Annotated in this window: 17 protein-coding genes; 4 read left to right on the forward strand and 13 right to left on the reverse strand. The window is 58.2% G+C overall.

The window, feature by feature from the left end; genetic code table 11:
* Position 1 precedes the first annotated feature (1 nt).
* A complete protein-coding gene (locus A9D60_RS14855) occupies positions 2 to 1,039 on the reverse strand; it encodes a transporter substrate-binding domain-containing protein (protein WP_217434199.1) in 1,038 nt (345 codons plus the stop codon).
* Between the two features lie 134 nt (positions 1,040 to 1,173).
* Between A9D60_RS14855 and A9D60_RS14860 the strand changes: the two genes are divergently transcribed.
* Together A9D60_RS14860 and A9D60_RS14865 are read left to right on the forward strand one after the other, a co-directional pair.
* The gene (locus tag A9D60_RS14860) at positions 1,174 to 1,908 is read left to right on the forward strand and encodes a GntR family transcriptional regulator (RefSeq protein ID WP_065268309.1); all 735 of its coding nucleotides are present in this window, start codon (positions 1,174 to 1,176) and stop codon (positions 1,906 to 1,908) included.
* 796 nt (positions 1,909 to 2,704) lie between these two features.
* The gene (locus A9D60_RS14865) at positions 2,705 to 4,198 is read left to right on the forward strand and encodes a pyridoxal phosphate-dependent decarboxylase family protein (protein ID WP_065268310.1); all 1,494 of its coding nucleotides are present in this window, start codon (positions 2,705 to 2,707) and stop codon (positions 4,196 to 4,198) included.
* 374 nt (positions 4,199 to 4,572) lie between these two features.
* On the opposite strand, the gene A9D60_RS14870 is transcribed toward A9D60_RS14865, so the two are convergent.
* The 3 genes from A9D60_RS14870 to A9D60_RS14880 all read right to left on the reverse strand — a co-directional run bounded on the left by A9D60_RS14870 (position 4,573) and on the right by A9D60_RS14880 (position 8,885).
* Complete coding sequence (locus tag A9D60_RS14870; protein WP_065268311.1) at positions 4,573 to 5,130, reverse strand: hypothetical protein; 558 nt, start codon at positions 5,128 to 5,130, stop codon at positions 4,573 to 4,575.
* Positions 5,131 to 5,138: 8 nt separating this feature from the next.
* Positions 5,139 to 5,438, reverse strand: coding sequence for a hypothetical protein (locus A9D60_RS14875; protein ID WP_065268312.1), 300 nt, complete (start codon positions 5,436 to 5,438; stop codon positions 5,139 to 5,141).
* A gap of 561 nt (positions 5,439 to 5,999) precedes the next feature.
* A complete protein-coding gene (locus tag A9D60_RS14880; RefSeq protein WP_065268313.1) occupies positions 6,000 to 8,885 on the reverse strand; it encodes a Tn3 family transposase in 2,886 nt (961 codons plus the stop codon).
* Between the two features lie 160 nt (positions 8,886 to 9,045).
* Here A9D60_RS14880 and A9D60_RS14885 point away from each other — a divergent pair, with 160 nt between their 5' ends.
* The gene (locus A9D60_RS14885; protein ID WP_065268314.1) at positions 9,046 to 9,621 is read left to right on the forward strand and encodes a recombinase family protein; all 576 of its coding nucleotides are present in this window, start codon (positions 9,046 to 9,048) and stop codon (positions 9,619 to 9,621) included.
* A 110-nt stretch (positions 9,622 to 9,731) separates the two neighbouring features.
* On the opposite strand, the gene A9D60_RS14890 is transcribed toward A9D60_RS14885, so the two are convergent.
* The 6 genes from A9D60_RS14890 to A9D60_RS14915 form a co-directional block, all read right to left on the reverse strand.
* Positions 9,732 to 10,970: an MFS transporter gene (locus A9D60_RS14890; RefSeq protein WP_083194216.1), complete on the reverse strand. Its 1,239-nt coding sequence runs from the start codon at positions 10,968 to 10,970 to the stop codon at positions 9,732 to 9,734.
* Positions 10,971 to 11,001: 31 nt separating this feature from the next.
* Complete coding sequence (locus tag A9D60_RS14895; protein WP_065268315.1) at positions 11,002 to 11,235, reverse strand: tautomerase family protein; 234 nt, start codon at positions 11,233 to 11,235, stop codon at positions 11,002 to 11,004.
* A 4-nt stretch (positions 11,236 to 11,239) separates the two neighbouring features.
* The gene (locus A9D60_RS14900) at positions 11,240 to 15,181 is read right to left on the reverse strand and encodes an amino acid adenylation domain-containing protein (RefSeq protein ID WP_083194217.1); all 3,942 of its coding nucleotides are present in this window, start codon (positions 15,179 to 15,181) and stop codon (positions 11,240 to 11,242) included.
* Positions 15,182 to 15,310: 129 nt separating this feature from the next.
* Positions 15,311 to 16,060 (reverse strand): maleate cis-trans isomerase family protein, encoded by a 750-nt coding sequence (locus A9D60_RS14905; protein ID WP_065268316.1) that lies wholly within the window; start codon positions 16,058 to 16,060, stop codon positions 15,311 to 15,313.
* 57 nt (positions 16,061 to 16,117) lie between these two features.
* Complete coding sequence (locus tag A9D60_RS14910) at positions 16,118 to 17,011, reverse strand: NAD(P)-dependent oxidoreductase (RefSeq protein ID WP_065268317.1); 894 nt, start codon at positions 17,009 to 17,011, stop codon at positions 16,118 to 16,120.
* Between the two features lie 133 nt (positions 17,012 to 17,144).
* Complete coding sequence (locus A9D60_RS14915) at positions 17,145 to 17,681, reverse strand: TetR/AcrR family transcriptional regulator (protein ID WP_175392970.1); 537 nt, start codon at positions 17,679 to 17,681, stop codon at positions 17,145 to 17,147.
* 266 nt (positions 17,682 to 17,947) lie between these two features.
* On the opposite strand from A9D60_RS14915, the gene A9D60_RS27360 reads away from it, so the two are divergent.
* Positions 17,948 to 18,055, forward strand: coding sequence for a transposase (locus A9D60_RS27360; protein WP_254656705.1), 108 nt, complete (start codon positions 17,948 to 17,950; stop codon positions 18,053 to 18,055).
* A gap of 245 nt (positions 18,056 to 18,300) precedes the next feature.
* On the opposite strand, the gene A9D60_RS14925 is transcribed toward A9D60_RS27360, so the two are convergent.
* The 3 genes from A9D60_RS14925 to A9D60_RS14930 all read right to left on the reverse strand — a co-directional run.
* The gene (locus A9D60_RS14925) at positions 18,301 to 18,657 is read right to left on the reverse strand and encodes an SPW repeat domain-containing protein (RefSeq protein WP_065268320.1); all 357 of its coding nucleotides are present in this window, start codon (positions 18,655 to 18,657) and stop codon (positions 18,301 to 18,303) included.
* 28 nt (positions 18,658 to 18,685) lie between these two features.
* Positions 18,686 to 18,865, reverse strand: coding sequence for a BON domain-containing protein (locus A9D60_RS27365; RefSeq protein WP_083194218.1), 180 nt, complete (start codon positions 18,863 to 18,865; stop codon positions 18,686 to 18,688).
* A gap of 71 nt (positions 18,866 to 18,936) precedes the next feature.
* The coding region (locus A9D60_RS14930) for a transposase (protein WP_141117935.1) at positions 18,937 to 19,123 on the reverse strand (187 nt) is incomplete at its 5' end.

Here is a 19,123-nt window from a genome sequence, read left to right on the forward strand (position 1 = left end):
ATCAGTCGATGATGAACGGATAAAAGACACCGCCCGCATTGTAGAGTGAGTTCACGCCGCGCGGCAGTCCGTAGGGGGAGCCCTCGCCGATGTTGCGGTCATAAATCTCGGCGAAGTTGCCGACTTCCTTGATCATGTTGTAGGCCCAGTCGTTGGACAGCCCCAGGCGGTCACCATAGCCAGGCGTATTGCCAAGGAACTTGGCCACTGTTTCCGACGGCGGGTTGGCCTTGAACTCGTCCACATTTTCGGAAGTGATGCCCTCCACCTCAGCGAACCACAGAGAAGACAGCATCCAGTTCTGCACATCCAGCCAGTCCGGGTCGCCTTCGGGCACGATTATGCCCTCAGCTTCCAGCGCGATGACATCAGGCAGGATAACGTGGTTGTCGGCACCGTCCGGTGCGTCGACCCGGCCTGCGGCAAGCGAGGGCGCCCACTCCACCATCGCATCGCAACGGCCTTCGTAGTAGGAATTCCGGAGTTCGTCGCCATTTTCGAAGGTCAGCAGTTCGGCCTCGATATTGTTGGTCTCAAGGAAGGTCGCCAGCGCGCGCTCGGTAGAAGTGCCGGCGGCCACGCAAAGCGAACCGCCGTCGAGGTCGGCAATCCGTTCCGCCCCCAAGTCAGCTTTCGCCATCGCTTGAAACGCGCCGATGAAGTAGGGGGTGGAATAAGAAAGGTTCAGCTCGGTATCCCGGCTTTGGGTCCAGCCGGAAACCTTGATCACCACATCGATGTCGCCTGACTGAAGCGCAGGCCAGCGCTGCGCCCAGCTGATTGGCACAATCTCCAAATGCCCTTCGGACTTGCCAAAGAGTCCGGCTGCCAGAGCTTTGCAAAGGTCGATATCGACCCCCTTCCACTGGCCTTGGTCATCCACTTCCGCAAAGCCAAGGAACGACCCGTTGTGACCTGAACACAAGAGCGATCCCCTCTCCAGGACTGTGCCAAGGCGGCCTTCCGCGGCCGCACCGGTTGCCGCCAGCGTCAACACACCGCCAGCCGCTGCTCCAAGCCATTTCATGTTCGTCGCCATACTATCCTCCACCGTTGTCGACATTTTGTTGACATGATTGTTGTCGACACAGTGGCGACAAGTCAATAGATTTGTTTCAAGCACCGTTTCCGCTATCTGCTGGACCACGGAACCTGTTGAAGAAAGGCCGATTCATGAGCGCAAAGACCGCCGCAGAGGCCAAGCAGCCCGCCAAGCCAGCAAAGGGAGGCGGCGGAAAACATGTCTATGATGTGCTCAAGACGGAGATTCTCTCGCTGGACCTGAAACCGGGTGTGCCCCTGGATGAAACCTCTCTGGCGCAGCGGTTTACGATGTCACGCGCCCCGATCCGCGAAGCTCTGATACGCCTGTCGGCAGAAGGGCTGGTGGAAATGCTGTCGAACCGGTCAACGTTAGTATCGCCGGTGAACCTCGCGGATTTCCCCCGCTACGTTGAGGCCCTGGATCTTAATCAGCGCATCACCATGCGGTTGGCCGCTCAGCACCGCCAGCCCGCGGACATTGAACGGATGCGGAAAAAGGCGGCAGCTTTTGACGTTGCCTGCAAGAACGGCGGCCATCTGAAAATGTCGGCCACGAACAAGGATTTCCACATGGCCGTCGCCGAAGCCGGCCGCAACCCGTATTTCACCCGGTCCTACGGGATGCTCTTGGATGAAGGGCGGCGCATTCTCCACATGCTTTTCGACTACATTCAGGAGTCCACTGAAGACGAGCTTCTCGGTTCTGAGCATCATGAGATGATTGACGCAATAGAAGCACGCGACGTGGAGCGCGCGGACGCGCTGGCACATGCGCACACCCGGGGGTTTCATGACCGCTTCAGGCGCTTTATGGGCGCCAATTACATCACCGACATTGAGCTGCAGGTCGATCATTCCGAGTAGATCCCGTGCCGCACTGCTAATCGTGGAGATTGAAAGGTAGAGAGACATCCCGCCTGGGAAACGCAACTGGTTTCACTCTCTCTGGTAGACTTCCCGTGGCATCCCGCTGCGCCCCAGCAGTTAATCAAATGGCATGCTCGCCTGGAATGTGACACGGATTTCCTTCCTGAAATATGCTGCTTCCCTGCTTCTCCTGGCCGCTTCCCGGGAAGCGGCGCGGAATTTTTCCTGAAGCAGAGATGGAAGACAGCCATGCGCAAATCCGCTCTGCACACCGCAGGCGGGAAAGCCAGTCTGTTGAATGGCTTACCGGGTGCTTTGGAGCGCCGGTTTCGGCCCGGAGGCCTCAGATTTGTCCCACACCCCACGCAGCAAGCTGCCGGAGCGCGTTTTCATATGTCCGGTCACATGACCCAGTATATCTATGAAAACAGCTCCTAAATGTGGATGGCCGAGTGGCTGGTTTCTCCTGAAGTCGCTGACCTCAGGAAATTTTCTAGCGCAAGTAGGGTCAACATGCCAGCCCCGACAACGGCCCACACTTTCTCATGTTAGATCCTGTGCCCCTAGCTTTCCGGGTTGATACAGACCGTTGAAAGTGAGCTCCCTGCAAAGCAGAAAATGGGATTCAGAAAGGAAAAGGAACCGCCACTCACTCCTATGGGCTGAGCGAACGCAATGTTTCTGAACTGCCATTTTGGCCGCTAGCACTCATAACGCGCAATTGTGCTATTCTGGATCCAAGGATTTGTGACTGATGACAAAAAAATTGGTTAGCGACTGTGGAGGGGCAGCGATGGACATTCAACGTCAGGATTCGGCCGAAGAAACTCTGGACCCGTGCGACTGGGAGGCGCTGCAAGGGCTAGCACATCAGGTCATTGACGATGCTATTGCGCATATTCGGGAGGTGCGGGACCGTCCGGTCTGGAAAGATATGCCCACTCACGTAAGGGAAGCGTTTGCGGCACCGCTGCCAAACCAACCGCACCCGATTTCCGAAGTTTATCGGGACCTTCAGGAGTTGCTGATGCCCTATCCGATGGGCAACATTCATCCGCGGTTTTGGATGTGGTACATGGGGGCGGGCAGTTTCAGCGGCGCGTTGGCTGAGTTCATTGCGGCCATTGATGGTTCCAATCTTGGCGGCGGTAACAACGCCGCAGCCTTGATGGACCGCCAGGTCGTGGACTGGCTGAAACAGATGATGGGCTTTCCTCAGAACGCAGGGGGGACTTTGGTCAGCGGTGGCTCCATGGCCAATATCATCGGGCTGACTGCCGCGCGCAACGCAATGGCGAGCGTCGACGTTCGGGCCGAAGGGGTGGCTGCTATCCCGCAACAGCTGCGTTTTTATGGCTCCGATCAAGTACACAGCTGCCATCAAAAGGCGGTTGAGCTCTTGGGACTGGGCAACAAGGCCTTACGGCGGGTGCCCACAGGGCCGGATTACCGCATGGATGTAAGTGTTCTGAAGCAGATGATCGCCGAGGACCGGGAGGCGGGCCACCGTCCTGCCTGCGTTATTGCGACCGCTGGCACGGTGAATACCGGTGCCATTGATGACCTGTCGGCGATCAGCGCCCTTTGCAAAGCTGAGAAACTTTGGTTCCACGTGGACGGCTGTATCGGCGCGCTGGCCGCAATCGCGCCGGAGAACCGGCAATTGGTCAAAGGGCTGGAAGTGGCCGATTCAATGGCTCTCGATCCGCACAAATGGCTGCACGTGCCCTTTGAAGCCGGTTGTGCGCTGGTCCGGGACGCAACCACGCATCGGAATACGTTTGCCGTGCATCCAGAGTATCTTGAGGAAAAACCGCGCGGTATCGCGGCGACCGAGTATCTGCATGATTACAATCTCCAAACCTCCCGTGCGTTTCGGGCGTTGAAAGTATGGCTGACGCTTAAGGAGCATGGCGTAGAGAAATTTGGCCGGCTAATAGACCAAAACATTGCGCAGGCCCGCTATCTCAGTGGCTTGATCGAGCGCGCGCCAGATCTGCAACTGATGGCGCCAACGGAAATCAACATCGTCTGTTTCCGGTACTCTCCCGGAAGAATGCAAGAGGCCGAGCTGCGTGAATTGAACACGGAGATCATGCTGCGGATGCAGGAAACCGGCATCGCCGCGGTTTCCGACACCTATGTTGCCGGACATCACTGCCTTCGTGCGGCAATTTGCAACCATCGCACAAGGCGCGAGGACCTCGACCTGCTTATTGAGGAAGTATCACGGATCGGTTCCATTTTGACGAACTGCGATAGAAACGATGCTGCACGGCAAAAGTGAACGCAACCAGCCGATTGATCAGGCTGGGCATGCTGTAGGTCTGACGAACACCGCTGCCGTTCGGACCAAACGCAGCATTCGGTAGTATGGGCTGCGGCTTCGAGTATTATGTCGAAGTCAACTGGATATTACGCGACTTGGGGGCGAAAAGGAAAGCGGGCGCCCGAAGGCACCCGCTGACACTGAAGGAAACAGAGCGCCACAGAGCCTGCCAGCAGGACGCTCATTTACTTTATGCAGGAAGTTCGTTGGTGAAAGGTTTATGTTCCGGCGGAACGCTCGGGAGGTCTCAAAGCATGTTCGCCCACTTCCAAAACAAGGGATGACCCTTAGAGCCATTGCCGAAGCGCTCAACGAGTGCCGGTGTGCCCACCTCAATGGCCGGCGGAGCGCATGCTGCGGAAGAACAGCATCAGGGCCAACATCAAGAAGAACAGCCCCGACACATCGCCAATCATGTAGGCAACATACTCCGAGGGAGTGCTGCCCAATACGTTGTTGACCAGGACGGACTTAATGACAGAGATCAAAATGCCTGCGGTCATTAAACAGATCCAGCAGGACTGTTTGCCCGCCTTCGGGCGAATGTCCAAACCGATTAGTGCCAGCAGGTGGAAAACGGCCGGAGCAACACAAATAACAATGACGATAGAAATAATCCGGCTCGGAAGAAGGATGTTCATCCCGCCCAAAACCCAGAAGGCATAAATTACACCCGGCAGTATCGCCAGCGCCGAACGCCAGCCCAACAACCAGGCCGTCAGAACATAGACACCGAACGGCAGATACAAGAGGCTGGCAAAATGAACGAACTCTGCAAAGAACAGATTTTGAATCGGCATCCAAACCAAAGAGGTCAACCAGAACGCCGCTATGTATAGCCCAGATACCGTGAGGGTCTCTCGGACCCATATCAGCCACCGGGCACTCATGTGGAAAGTCAGTTCTTGGCAGAAGGATGTTTCACGACATACTTGCCCCGGTCGGAGGTGTCGCTTGGCGACAGGTACCCTTTTTGTACCAGAGACTTCAGCGCACGGAAGAAGGTCGGCCGCGAGATCCCGGCGACTAGCGAATGTTTCTGTAATCCGATTGTGCGAAAATCATCCTGGCTGTCTGATATATCGCAGGCGGCATAATAAATATCCCGCTCCACTGCTGACAGATTCTCCAACCCCAGAGCTTGCTCCATCCCCAACAGCATTTTTCGCAGCTCTGCGAGTTTGGAAATTTCACTCATGTTTGGCACCGGTTAAAGTTCAACTGCTTGGAATTCTTGCTTCGTTTTTGAAAGCTTGCAACAGAAATCAAGGAAGTCTCATGTTGACACTTGAGGGGAGTTCCTTAATCTCTGCTGCAGTCCGGTAGCGATGTTATGTGAGTGGTGGCTACCGAAAGTTCATAGTTTTAAGTTTGCGGCACCTTCGGGTGCCGTTTTATTGACTACCAACTTTAGCCAAATATGCCCACCCCGACAATCCGCCCATGAGAATTGGGCCGTGTGCTTGGTTGAGCTAATGGGTTGAACTGCCTTCCCACCAAACCGCCGCTATTGTTGCGGGCATAGATGGGGAGAAGAGCGTCTGATGGACATCGAGGTTTTGGGCATTGATCGTTGCTGTTCGGCGAAGGTGATCCTCCCCCAGTGAAGTGGTCCGCCGTTATGTTTAGGAAAACGGAGGATCAGAATGGGAACGAAGCGGCACAAACCCGAAGAAATTGTCACGAAGCTGCGGCAGGTTGAGGTGCTTGTCGGGGTCTGCTCCTGTAGGGGGCAGGATAGTACGCTAAGCCGGAGTGGTCATCGTTTTGGCCACCTATACTCGCCCGTCAACAGAATATGAGCCCAACCGAGTGGTGAGATGTGCGACAGGAGCTCTGGCGGGCAATCTCGACCATCGTGCAATCTTGCCGTAACCGCGCGCCCGAGATGATCCGTGTTCCAATAGATGATGATCGCGGCCAATAGATTCAGGCCAGCCATCCTGTAGTGCTGACCTTCAGCCGTGCGGTCCCGGATTTCACCTTGCCTGCCAATACGCAGAGCATTTTTGAGGGCGTGATGCGCTTCACCCTTGTTCAAACCGACCTGGGCGCGGCGCTGCATGTCGGTGTCCAGCAACCATTCGATTATGAACAGGGTGCGCTCGATGCGGCCGATCTCCCGCAGCGCTACTGCAAGTTCATGCTGGCGCGGGTATGACGCGAACTTTTTCAGCAATTGGCTGGGAGGCATGATACCAGCCGCCATTGTCGCAACGGCACGCAATATGTCCGGCCAATTCTGGGCGATCAGATTTTCCCGGACCTTGCCGCCAATCAGGCCGCGCAGTTCTTTGGGGGCTGTTGAGGGATCGAACACATACAGGTGTTTGGATGGTAGGTCCCGAATACGCGGGATGAACCGATAGCCCAACAGAGCCGAAACAGCAAAGACATGATCAGTGAAGCCGCCCGTATCGGCATATTGCTCTTTGATCCGCTTGCCGGTTTCATTCATGAGCAAACCGTCGAGGATGTAGGGCGCTTCGCTTACCGTCGCCGGAATGTTCTGGGTGGCGAATGGCCCGAACTGGTCGGAAACATGGGTATAGGCTTTCAACCCCGGCTCATTGCCATATTTTGCGTTGATTAGGTTCATCGCCTCGCCCTGACGCGCCGCCGGGAAGAATTGACCATCACTGGACGCGGTGACACCAGCACCCCAGAACTTTGCCATCGGTAATGTGGATTGTGCGTCAATGACTGTGGCCAATGCCCGGTTGATGGCCTCGCTTTCGATGTGCCATCGGGACAGGCGGGACAATTGGAGGTAGTCGTGGGTGTTGGTGGCCTCGGCCATCTTGCTCAGTCCAAGGTTCAAGCCCTCGGCCAGCAGAACATTCAGCAGCCCAATCCTGTCCTTGCAAGGCGCACCTGTTCGCAGATGGGTAAAGGCGTCTGTGAATCCAGTGGCCTCATCCACTTCCAGAAGCAGGTCGGTGATGCGGATATCTGGTAGTTGCCGATAGAGATCGAGGACGAGAGCCTCCGCCTCGTCAGGGACGACGGTTGTTAGGCGCTCGATCTTCAGTGTGCCGTGCTCAATAGAGCCGCCGGGGATGGCTCCGTGCCTGGTAGCACGTGCTAAACGGTTCAGGCCGTCGGTGATCCGCGCCTTTCGATCCGAGAGCCAAGTGACCGGATCAAGAGGCATGGTCAATCTGGGGATGGCGGGAACAGCGGAGATTGGCACAAGGGCCTGCTTCAAATCAGCGCAGCGTTTTGAATGCCGCAGCCAGATATCCCCGGATCGGAAGGCATCGCGCAGATGAAACAGCGCTGCAACCTCCCAGAGGCGCAGGTCATCCTCCGGCTGCGCTTTAAGGTGCCGATGCCATTTCGAGTTTTTGCGCAGAAAATCTGTCGGTTTTACCCGGTCGCTTTTTCCGCCAATTAACTCAGCGGCATTCATCAAGGGAATAGCGACTGGGGCGGCCTTGATATCCAACGATTTCAGCATGCGCGGGGCATAGCGTCGGAACCGGCGATGTCCTTGTATGACATGAGCAAGTGGATCCGCTGCCATGGTCTTGGTCAGCTGCGCCGATGTCGCAACCAGCTCTTCGAGAGCCGTCCATCCGGGTGTGTCCGAAACAGTGGTTTCGAGGGATACACCATCGCTATGTGCAGCAAGCAAGGCGGTTCCCAACTCGGTGAAGGAGCGCAGGGTTTGCTGCACAGCGGCCTTTGCGTCGTCAACGCGGGTATCACACAAACTCTTGGCATCGCGCCATGTCTTCCCAACGATCCGATCATGGGTTTCGACAACAGCATCAGCGATGGCCGCTTGCCATTCGACGGTGCAAACCGCCAGAATGGCTAGGCGCCGGTCACTGGAAATGTCCCGCAACCCGTCCGCAAAATACCGTTCACCCTGTCTGCGCAACCGGGTAATCCGATGAGGTGGCACATCGTCCAGAACTTCTCTCGGAATTCCGAGCGCCTGCAAGAATTCCAGCCGATCCAGAAGGCGACTGGCACCGGACGAGTTTTTTCCGACCTCAAACTGACGCAGCCAGACAAATCGGCTGACCCGCTCATCGACCAGTTCCGTTAGCAATGAATCCAGTTGGGCTTGCATGGGTTCATTGAGACGCTCCGCAATACGGCTGTCGATCTTCCGTTCTGCGGCAACCAGGGCATCAGCGCAAAGCCGTTCAACAACGGAGACACCGGGCAGGATTGTTTGCGTCTGGCGACATTGCTCCACGAGCCGCCGCGCCAAATCCAAATTTGACCGTGCTGTTTCCGCTTCCCGTACCAACCATGTTTTCAGATCACGTGCCCCCTGGCCCGAGAACATCTTGTAGCCGTAAATCTCTCGCAGATCGGCAAGGTGTTCGCGTCGGGTTTCGGCCCGGTGCGCGTAATCTATCAAGTCTTCAGGCGCTATGCCCAACTGTGCCGCCAGAAACTCTGTAATCTCGGATGGAATGACCTCCCCCGGCTGCAACAACCGACCCGGATAGCGAAAGACACAGAGTTGTAAAGCAAATCCGAAGCGATTGTGTGACCGGCGGCGGGATCGAATGTGTTCGATGTCATCATCAGCCAACGTGTAGTGCCGCAATAAGGTTGCTTCATCGGCTGGAAGATCAAACAACGCTGCCCGCTGTCGGTCGCTCAAAATCTGGCGTCTTGGCAATTCTGTTTCCAATGCGTGAGGGGGGCTTGTCCGTAAGAGGATCGTTCAACGGACGTTTTTCCGCCGCGACATCCCTTCAACAAAACTGACTGAGTGAGTGTCTCATATAGGCAGTACGATATAAATTGCAATGAAGGGGCCTTATTCGTACAGTTCGGCCATGAACACCACACTTATCGGATACGCCCGCTGCTCCACCGACAGCCAGGACCTTACCGCGCAGAAACAAGCACTGCAAAAGCTCGGCGTGGCCCCGGATCGCATTTACACGGATCATGGCTTGACCGGCACCAATCGCGCCCGGCCCGGTTTGGATCAGGCCATTGCAGCTGTGCGGGAAGGCGACACCCTTGTCGTGCCCAAGCTCGACCGGCTGGCCCGCTCTGTGCCCGATGCCCGCGCTATTTCCGACCAGCTCCAGGAGAAAGGGGTCAAGCTAGCCCTCGGCGCATCCGTCTATGATCCGACAGATCCGATGGGCAAGATGTTCTTCAATATCCTCGCCACCTTTGCCGAATTCGAAGCCGACCTGATCCGCATGCGTACCAGAGAGGGCATGGCCATCGCTCGCGCTAAGGGCAAGCTGCGTGGCAAGCAGCCCAAGCTGACAGAGAGGCAACAAAAAGAACTGTGCCGTATGCACGGCACCGGCGAATACTCGATCAACGATCTGGCTGAAGTTTTCTCAGTGTCGCGCCCCACCGTCTACAGAACCTTGAAGCGGTACCAGAGCTGACCTTCTATCTAGGTACATATAAAGCATCAGCATTAGCACAACAAATGCTATCCCCGTTTTGCAACGGGGATAGCGCGGCAGGAGAGAACCTGCTTGGGGAGGAACTGGTGTTAGCCGGCTGCGCGCAGTCCGCGGTCCAGGGAAACGCTGCGCAGCATGGTGGAGAAACGTTTGTAGCTTTCAGGAGAGTAGCGAACAGCAAGGAAGATCATCAGGAGAGAACCTGCCGCCATAACCAGCCAGACATTGCTAAGGTCCGACATTGCATCCCGCACGGCGCCAGCGGACAATGGCACGAAGCTGGCCAGAATATAGCCGCCGCCCTGCACGAAAGAGGTGAAGTTGCCTGCGGTTGTGGGGTCGTCCACGTGATCGATGGCCACGATGATTGACAGCGGGAACAGAATGCCAATGCCGACACCCAGCAACGCCATTGCCAGGAAGGACATATCAATCGGGGCGGTGTACAGCACGCCGAAACCCAAAGCTGTCAGGACAAGCGCAAAGACCAGGGGGCCGCGGCGATCCGGGAAATGATGGATAAAGGCTGCAACGCCCAAGGCCGTAACAGCTTCGATCACCGTCAATGCAGACAACAACAGGCCTGCGGTCCCTTGATCCTGCCCCTGTTCGAGGTAGAAGGGCGGAATCCAGGCCATCACCAGCATGAAGGCGCCGGTGCCGACCCCGAAAAACAGCATCAGCGACCAGCAACGCGCGCTGCGCCAGAACTGCGGCGGCGTTGTGCCCGCCGCGGGGGCAGGCGCTGTGCGCTCACTGTCGGCGTTGCGCGCAGCCATGGCCCAAATCAGAACCGCGAGAACCGCAGGCAGGCTCCAAGCGGCCAGAGTGCCGGTCCATTCCAGCGAGGACGCAAGCCCTGCAGCTGTGCCCGCTGCAATGGATGCGCCGGCCACGATCCCGGTGGAGTAGAGGCCGATCACCCGGCCGGTTGCGGCACCGAAGTTGCGCTTGGCAAAACCCGGCATCAGTGATTGCACCATGGCAATGCCGATCCCCGCCCCCGCGGCGGTGACGAGGAGGCCGGGACCTGTGGGCAGCCACATGCGGGCGGCACAGGACACGGCAATGATCAGTGCGCCCAGAGTGATGCCGCCGCGCTCGCCCAAGGCCGCGCGCAGCTGGCGCACATAGATGGCGCCAATACCCATCAGGAACACCGGGATCATAGTCAGGAAGCCGATGATGGTGGAGTTGACGCCGGTTTCGCCCAGGATTTGCGACACCAGCGGGCCGATGGCAGCAACTGCAGGGCGCAGGTTCAGTGAGATCAGGAATATCGCGACCAGCAGTAATGCTGGTGACGCTTTGGCGATGCGTGTGGTCATGGGAAATCCTTTCGATGAGACGTCTGGAAGGTCAAACCGCCGAATAATCCGGCGATTTGATCAGTTCTTGGGGCCGGGTTTCGATGTCCGGAACAAAGACGCTGCCGTGCCAGTCATCCGGTGCCACCGGGCGCAGTGCGATTGAGACCGCATGTGCCGAGCAGCCAAAGGCCTGAGTGACCGACCGGGTAATGGCTTCTGAGAGGGTTGCGTGCTGTTCAGCAGTCAGTGTGGCGGCAAAATGCTTGATGATAACGTGGGGCATGGGATCAGGTCTGTTGCAGGTTGCGGATTGCAGGCTGGGCCGGCTGCCATGCCGGAACGTGACGGCGAATTGCAGCGGCCAGCTCGGCAACGCCGCCGGGTTTGAGAAGTTCGTAGTGGTCGGCAGCCAGCGTGTGGACTGGTGCCGGAGCGGCCAGAATGCGGGTGGCTTCCTCCAGGAAGGAGAGATTGTCGCCCGCCGCCTTGAACAGGCGCACCGGCGCGGCCACTTGGCGCTGTTCCATCTGCAGCCCGTATTCGGGCGCATAGGTCTGTGCCACCAGCCGGGTGATACGGCCGATCATGCCCGGGTCGAGATCCGGCTTTTCGGCGGCGATATACGCGACGAAGCTGTCCAGATCCGAAACCTGTTCGATCACCGGAGCCACCCGGTCCGCAGCAATTGTCTGGGCAAAGACCGAATACAGGATGGTCAGGAAGGACGGGTCGCGGAATAGCGCGGGCTTATCCGCGCGCACGGGATCGCCGCCGGGCAGCTCTGGAGAGCCTGGCGCGATCAGGGTCAGCTCCGCCACCTCACTGCCTGCCTGCTCCAGCTGATAGGCGGTCTCGTAAGCCACCCGCGCGCCAAAGGAATATCCCCAAAGCGTGTAGGGGCCTTCCGGTTGCGCCTGACGGATCAGTTCGGCATCGCGAGCTGCCATTTCCTGGATCGAGCCGCAGACCTGCTCACCAAGGTTCACGCCAGAGGCCTGCACTCCAATGACGGGACGGGGCGTGTCGAGTTCCCGTGCAAGATGACGCAGGTTCATCGGATAACCGCCAAGACCGGGCCAGCAAAATACCGGGCTGCCCCTGCCTTTCTTCAATGGCACTGCACGCGACAGGCTGGAGCCAGCACTGCCGCCGTCCAAACGGCTAGCCAGCGCTTCGATTGTTGTGTCTTCGAACAGCACCTGAACCGGCAGGCTGGCTTTAAAGGCCCGGTTGATGCCCTGCACCAGTTTGACGGCTTTCAGCGAGTCACCCCCGATTTCAAAGAAATCGTCTCGTACCGAGACCTCCTCAATGCCCATTTGCGCGCACCAGATCTCTGCCAGACGGGTTTCCGTATTGTTGCGGGGTGCGATGATTTCGCGCTCGGCTGCGGCATCGTCGAACTCCGGGAACGCTTTGAGGGCATTCACATCCACTTTGCCCGATGCGCTGTAGGGCATCGATGGCACCAGTGCCAGTTTGCTGGGCACCATATAGTCGGGCAGCGAAGATTGCAGGTCGCGGCGGATCAGTTCAGCCGGGCCTTCCATATGCACGCTGTCTTCATGCATGCCTTCATGCGCAATCTGTTCGGCGCTGATCTTGCCGAACACCGCACTGTAGCAAGCGCCAGAGGGGAGGCCCTGCGCGTTCAGGATGTCCTTGAGGCGGGTAGCCGCAACAAGATCATTACCGGATTTGGAGCTGTAGCCCGACGACATGGTTCCGATGCGGCAGCTGTTCTGCTGTATACGCTGCAGGCTGCGGCCCAGGTCGATATAGGCGTGCCAGCGCTCTGCGTTCCGGCTGACTATCGAGAGCATGCCGCTGGCCCGTTGATAGACACGCTGGTTGATGGCGATCACATGGCGCTGTTCCATGATGTGGCGTGAGAACGGCTGCAAACCGCCATCACGGTAGGCGTAATGCCCCGGCTCCAGCCCCGCGACCTTGCTGCCATGCGCCTGGACGTAGTAGTCCACCGGCAATTCGGTCTGCCGGTCTGCATGGGCCGTGACCGTATAGCCGGCAATATAGATGTGACCCGGGCCGCACTGCAGATGGGGCAGCGCATCCGGCGCATCAGTGCCCGTACCGATGCCCAGCCCATGCGCCGGCAGGACATGGTCCATCAGGCCCAGGATATGGCCGGTCTCAAATTCCAGAACTTCGCGGATGTTGTTCTTGTAGACCGGCTCGATGGCCGGGATTTTGCCTACGAAATGCAACTGCATCACCGGCTTGGCCGAGGCCAGGCGCGGCGCTGTCAGAACCAGTTCATGGCGGGCCGGGTGATAATAATAATAGCCTGGTTCAAACCCCGCGACATTTGCCAGCTCCACATAGACCTGCGTTGCGTTCAGCGCACCCGGCGAAGCATAGGCATGCTTGGGCAGCAGACGCTCTTCGCTGGTGAACTGACCCAGCCAGCGCAGCAGGTAACCCAGATCACTGGTGCTGAGCGCCTCAAGCCCGCCCGCAACTGAGGCCGGCTGTTCCGGCTGTGACAGGACCGAAAGCACATCCTGAGCCGAGACCTCCCCGCCTTCATAGAAACGGTAAGTTTTGCGGGCAAACGCCAGCTTCCGCTGGGCCGCATCCGCATCGCCCCCCGTCAGCGTATAGGTCTTGCGCCCGTCGGTTTCCGCCGAGCTGCGCAGGCCTGCGCCGGACAGCTGAGCCCGCACTTGCAAGCGGCTTTTCTTGCTGTGGTGATGGGTGCCAGCATTGCCCTGATCCATCAGCGGTGCTTCGCGCGGGTTCAGCTCAATACCCGCGGCAAGCACCGGCTGGCCGGTGCGGGCATGAGGCTTGATGAATACACCCGCAGCCTTGACCCAGTCGTGGTTCTCGATGGCCAAGCGGATTTCATCCAGTTCAATCCGGTAGCCGCGGAATTTGACTTGATTGTCGGCGCGGCCCCTGAATTGCAGGGTGCCATCGGGATTTTGGCACACCATATCTCCGGTTTTGTAAAGCCGCAGCGGCATGCCGCCAGCCGGGCTGACCCAGGTGATAAAGCGTTCGGCAGTCAGTTCGACGCGATTGTGATAGCCATTTGCCAGCTGGCGGCCGCCAATATACAGTTCGCCCGCCGTACCTTCAGCAACCGGCTGCAGGTTTTCATCCAGCACCCAGCAGCTTGTATTTGCGGCTGGCTGGCCGATCGGGATCATCTCCGGGCCGTCTTCCAGCGTCGCCGGATCCACCGTCTGGGCGGTGGCGTTAATGGTGCATTCGGTCGGCCCGTAAAGGTTTACCAAGCGGCAGCCGGGGCGGGCTTCAAAAATCCTGGTGGCCAGCTTGCGGGTCAGGGCCTCGCCGCCGCTAAACAGGCTGGTGACGGTGGTGCAGCTTTCGAATTCCGGGAGGTCAACCAGTGCCTGCAGCAAGGTTGGCACCCCCTGCAGCATGGTAACCCCATGCTGTTTGACCTGCTCAATCAGAGCTTCTGGATCACGGTAAACGCCGGGACGGCCCATCACAACCTGAACGCCGCAGCAGACCGCCAGCAGTTCCCACTGTGCGGCGTCAAAGCTGACGGGAGTTTTCTGCAGAATGACTTCACCCACCCGCAACTTCTGCTCAGTTTGCAGCCAGGTCAGCTGGTTGAGGATCGCGGCATGGGAAATGCCTACGCCCTTTGGCGCGCCGGTGGTGCCGGAAGTGTAGATCATATAGGCCAGATCGTCCTCCAGAAGAGCAGGGCCGCACAAGCAATCGCTGTCTTCCTGGCCAGAAACCGCATCCAGCGCATCCAAAGTAATCACGGTAACTTCCGGCAGGATCATCTCAGCCAGGCGGCCCTGCAGCTTGTCCTGGGTGACGATCACTTCAATACCGGCATCACGGATCATGTAAGTGAGCCGGTCCACTGGATAATCGGTGCCCAGCGGCAGATAGGCACCGCCCGAGAACAGAATACCCCAGAGGCCCGCCATCATCTCGGCGGAGGAGTCCGCGAACAGCCCCACACGACTGCCCGCGCCGACACCAGCACGTTTCAGGCGAGCGGCCAGGCGAGCGGCGTATTCGGCCAGATCGCTATAGCGCAGCGCGCTGGTATCGTCGCATACAGCGATTTCTTCGCCGCGGCAGCGCACCTGTAGCATCAGCATATCAACCAACGAGGTGCGTTCCGACGCAGTGCGCAGCAGCGCGCGGGTGATATCGGTTTGCTGAGGCCGGTTGGTAATGGGTTTGGAAAGGAGCGAATTTGAGGTGCTCATGGTATGTCCTGTCAAGTATTGGAATGTTCATTACAAAACTGGCGGCCACTCACCGCCGGAGCAGGCCGACAGTGAGTATGTTGCTATTCAGAAAGATGCCAGCAGCAGGTATGCCCGCTACGGGCTGAGTCAGTGGTTTTCGTAAAGAAGACCGCGACCGGAGATCGGGTCGGTCACACCGCAGCTGCGCAGCGCGTGCCAGTAAAGAACCGCATTGTTCGACAGCACCGGTTTGCCAACCCAGGTTTCGGCAGCAGCGGCAAAATCCGCCATGGGAACATTGGTCCCCACTTGGACAATGGCTTCCACTTCCGGGCGGTCAACGTCCAGCACAGCGTCACGCAGGTTTGTTGGGGTAACGTCGGAGATGTTTGACGGCGTCCGTCCGCCAAGACCATGCATGGCCGCAACCTCGATCCCGCTATCGGTGAAGAACCGCGAAACCGGTTCATCTCCCAGTTCCAGGTAAGGAGAAATCAGGCCAATTCTCCGGATACCGCCAAGCGCTTTTAGCGCTGCCAGGATTGCGTCTGCGCTCATGATGATCTTTGCACCGCCTGCAGCTTTCGCAAGGCGGCCATGCAAAGCCTCATGCGCAGAGTGGCCTTCCCAATATCCATCTGGAGATACCGCAACAATAATCGCCCCGGTGCCGCAATGGCGCAGGCTGCGGATGGCGTCCGGGGTGGAGCTGCGGATATTTTCAATGACCCGATTGAAGCCCTCCTCATGGGTCAGGGAATCATCGTCGATGATCATCCTGCCGATGTGGTTTGTAACGCCAAAGGGGCGCATGGCCTCCATCTCTGGCTGAGCCGAAGTGTTAGTCGATGGAATGGCGACACCGACGCGCAGCCGTTTTCCCAGAAAATTACTCATGACTAAATCCTGTAATTTTGAAATTTTCGATCAATGGCTTGGGGCGCAGCTGTGCTGCTAGGCAAGAAACGTGGCGGCCATATCGGCGCCGCCATGGCCTTGGTCCTGCACCCGCCTGTAGCGGTTCAGGCCTGCCTCGGCCAAATCCAGCTTCACCCCGGCTTTCAGTGCGGCGTCAACGATCAAAGCACTGTCCTTGACCGCATTATCGATGGTGAATGCTGGAGCGAAATCGCCCGAGGCCATAGCTTGGGCTTTCATTTGAAAGAAAGGGGTATCCAATGGCCCGCCACGCAGAGTGTCCGCCACTAGCTCCGGATCCAGTCCCAGGCCGCGAGCCAGCGCCAGGCTCTCTGCCGCTCCGTGTGTCAAAGCGAAGACCCAGCTGTTCAAGGCCAGTTTCAGCCGGGTCGCCATCCCGGGGGCAGTGTCCAGCCAGCGGGTGGCTTTGCCGACCGCATCCAGCACCGGCTGCACAACTTCCTTGGTGCTGTCCGGTCCGGCCGCCAGCACGAGAAGCTGGCCCGCCTCTGCCGGTTGGCGAGTGCCAAGCACCGGCGCGTCGATCAGGGTGAGCCCCTTGCGGGCCGCCAACGTCTCCAGTCCGGGCATGTCGGCCGGCCCGACTGTGCTCATCTGCAGCCAGCAGACAGGTGCCCCGGGCACGCTCTCCGCATCCGGCAGTACTGACATGGCTTCGGCAATGGCCCCTGCGTCTTTCAGCATGGTCACAATGACACTGGCATTCTGAACTGCCTCGGCGGGGTCCGCAGCCGGGGTGATACCTGGCCCTGCCAATGAAAACGCCTTGTCGGGGGAGCGGTTCCATACACTGACTTGGCAACCAGCCGCAGCGATATTGCGGGCCATTGGGCCTCCCATCAGTCCAGTCCCCAGAACTGCCACGTGTAGTACGGGGCGGGACGGCGGCAAAATTGCGTCAGTTGTCATGTTAAACCTCTGTTTTCTGGGTCAAAGCGACCGCTGTAGTGTCAAATCCACTTGGACGGTTGGCATCTGAAACTACTTGTGGACCAATCATTCCACAATAGTCAACAACCAAAGGGAGATCTTCATGTTGATGTTACACCGTTTCGATGGAGGCTTCGACGATACTGTGCAGATAGGGCTTGCGGCAGGCCGCTGGAAGCCCTTTACTAACAACTCTAAGGCCTTGTATTACAGCAACAAAATACCTGGATAGCATTTGGCAGTCTCGATCAGGCGAAATTTCGCCACCCTTTTGGCCGTACTTCAAAAGGCGCAGCAACCCGCTTTCCAACCGCTCGAAATGCTGCGCGACCAGCGCACTGAGTTCCGGATCCCGGCCGGAAATCTCCAGGCTGCTGTTGGCGGCAAAACAGCCAAAGCCCTCGTGGTCGCTCAACTCGTCGTCAACGATGGACAGCAACAGTGCGCGGAGGCTGCCCCGCACATCAGCGGTCCGGGAGATCATCGCGACATTCTCGGTGGTTACCCGTCGATATTCTTTAAGTGCAAGCGCAAAAAGCGTTTTCTTGCCCCCAAAGGAATTGTAAATCGTGCTGCGGGACAGGCCGGTTGCTTCCACCAGATCATTCATGGAAGTCGCAGCATAGCCATTGCGCCAGAATGTGCGCATGACTGCGTCAACTACCGCGCCCTCATCAAATTCTCTTGGCCTCATAGTTATCAACCATTTTGTACCGAATGTTTCAAAACTATGCCAGAAGAGAGCTCCATGCAACTATGTTGTGTAGGTGATTGAGCGTAGCGGGGGAGAGCTACAAAGTGGTAGCCAAACGATAGGTGGTTGGCAGCAACTTCCTTCGGATTTCACTCAAGAAAATTTGGGTCTTATCGTACTATTCTGCCCCTTACCGGAACAGACCCCTTGTCGGGCAAGGGATGGCGCGGGTGGATGCGATCCGCGAAGTGCGCATCACCGAGCAGACTTATTACCGCTGGCGCAAGCAGTATGGCGGGATGGGAAAGCGCCCCGCGACCGGCCATTGATAGCCGTCAATGGCGGCGCGGCTGAGCCGAGGCTATAAGCGGAAACGGGGATATTTCTAGGCGGGAAGCTTCCGCCGTTGACGCCCGTCAATGTTGTGCGGTTATCGTGTCCGGTGCGGGCATGGCATCCTCGCTGTTCGCCTCTCCAGAACTATTTTGAACGGTTTTGCGAAGCGCGCATTGACTGCTGACAAGACTGATCGGGCTATTGTCTCCCATGGCCCGCTGCCCGATGGCGAAAAGGGTCAGGGCATGTCGTCCCAAGAAGGTTGCTGCAGTGATAAGCCTCCCATCAGCGCCAGCACAGAGCCGCAGACCAGTGATTGGGCCAGTGCGGCGGGAACCAGATAGAAACCGAGCATCCAAGGCGCCCAGATTACCCAAAGCCCAAGCAGCATGATGGCCAGTTCCAGCCATCTGAGAAAGACAAACATTTCCAGCATGGCCAGTGCCGCTGCCGCTAGACCGGATGCCAGGGAGTTCATGGCGATATGCGTAAGGTCAAGGCCGACAGGCCAGTCGATGCGGAAGGCAAGCGGTGCCAGTAAAAGCCAGAGGCCAGCAGTGAAACTCACGCAGTCCTGCCAATGGGCGCGGTTCATTGTGCGAACCTTCTCTGAGTTGGGCAGATCACGGTTCCACGCTGAGACCGTCGACTACGCTGCTGACGCCAGGCACCGCCCAGGCAGCTCGTCGGGCGGCATCCCGTTCGGCCTCGGTGCGCACTCGCCCGGTCAATGTGACCGCGCGGTCGTCGATATTGATCTGAATGCCCTTCCCTGGCGGCGTCGCGCCGCAGGGCGGTTTCAATGCTCATCCTGTGAATCGGCGTGCAAAATTGGCTCTGACTCAGTTTTGGTGCAACTTCGGCCTCCCTCAGATCAGAGCGCTTGAACGAGCCGCGCTTTGAGCAGGTCGATGTTCGCCCTTCCATACATCTGGCGTTTGAGCGTCTTGAGGCGGTTAATCTGCCCTTCAGTCTGCCCGTTCGACCATGGTTCCCGAAGCGCCGCGGCGACGGCTGCCTGATCGCGCCGCAGCCCGCGGGCAAAGGCACCGAGCAGCCCG

The sequence above is a fragment of the Leisingera sp. JC1 genome (genome assembly GCF_001679925.1).
In the GTDB taxonomy this organism is placed as follows: Bacteria; Pseudomonadota; Alphaproteobacteria; order Rhodobacterales; family Rhodobacteraceae; genus Leisingera.

Excerpts from the sequence above, each read along its gene's own strand:
- A9D60_RS14855 (WP_217434199.1), bottom strand. The coding sequence starts at position 1,039 with ATGGCGACGAACATGAAATGGCTTGGAGCAGCGGCTGGCGGTGTGTTG.
- A9D60_RS14860 (WP_065268309.1), top strand. The coding sequence starts at position 1,174 with ATGAGCGCAAAGACCGCCGCAGAGGCCAAGCAGCCCGCCAAGCCAGCA.
- A9D60_RS14865 (WP_065268310.1), top strand. The coding sequence starts at position 2,705 with ATGGACATTCAACGTCAGGATTCGGCCGAAGAAACTCTGGACCCGTGC.
- A9D60_RS14870 (WP_065268311.1), bottom strand. The coding sequence starts at position 5,130 with ATGAGTGCCCGGTGGCTGATATGGGTCCGAGAGACCCTCACGGTATCT.
- A9D60_RS14875 (WP_065268312.1), bottom strand. The coding sequence starts at position 5,438 with ATGAGTGAAATTTCCAAACTCGCAGAGCTGCGAAAAATGCTGTTGGGG.
- A9D60_RS14885 (WP_065268314.1), top strand. The coding sequence starts at position 9,046 with ATGAACACCACACTTATCGGATACGCCCGCTGCTCCACCGACAGCCAG.
- A9D60_RS14890 (WP_083194216.1), bottom strand. The coding sequence starts at position 10,970 with ATGACCACACGCATCGCCAAAGCGTCACCAGCATTACTGCTGGTCGCG.
- A9D60_RS14895 (WP_065268315.1), bottom strand. The coding sequence starts at position 11,235 with ATGCCCCACGTTATCATCAAGCATTTTGCCGCCACACTGACTGCTGAA.
- A9D60_RS14900 (WP_083194217.1), bottom strand. The coding sequence starts at position 15,181 with ATGAGCACCTCAAATTCGCTCCTTTCCAAACCCATTACCAACCGGCCT.
- A9D60_RS14905 (WP_065268316.1), bottom strand. The coding sequence starts at position 16,060 with ATGAGTAATTTTCTGGGAAAACGGCTGCGCGTCGGTGTCGCCATTCCA.
- A9D60_RS14910 (WP_065268317.1), bottom strand. The coding sequence starts at position 17,011 with ATGACAACTGACGCAATTTTGCCGCCGTCCCGCCCCGTACTACACGTG.
- A9D60_RS14915 (WP_175392970.1), bottom strand. The coding sequence starts at position 17,681 with ATGCGCACATTCTGGCGCAATGGCTATGCTGCGACTTCCATGAATGAT.
- A9D60_RS27360 (WP_254656705.1), top strand. The coding sequence starts at position 17,948 with ATGGCGCGGGTGGATGCGATCCGCGAAGTGCGCATCACCGAGCAGACT.
- A9D60_RS14925 (WP_065268320.1), bottom strand. The coding sequence starts at position 18,657 with ATGAACCGCGCCCATTGGCAGGACTGCGTGAGTTTCACTGCTGGCCTC.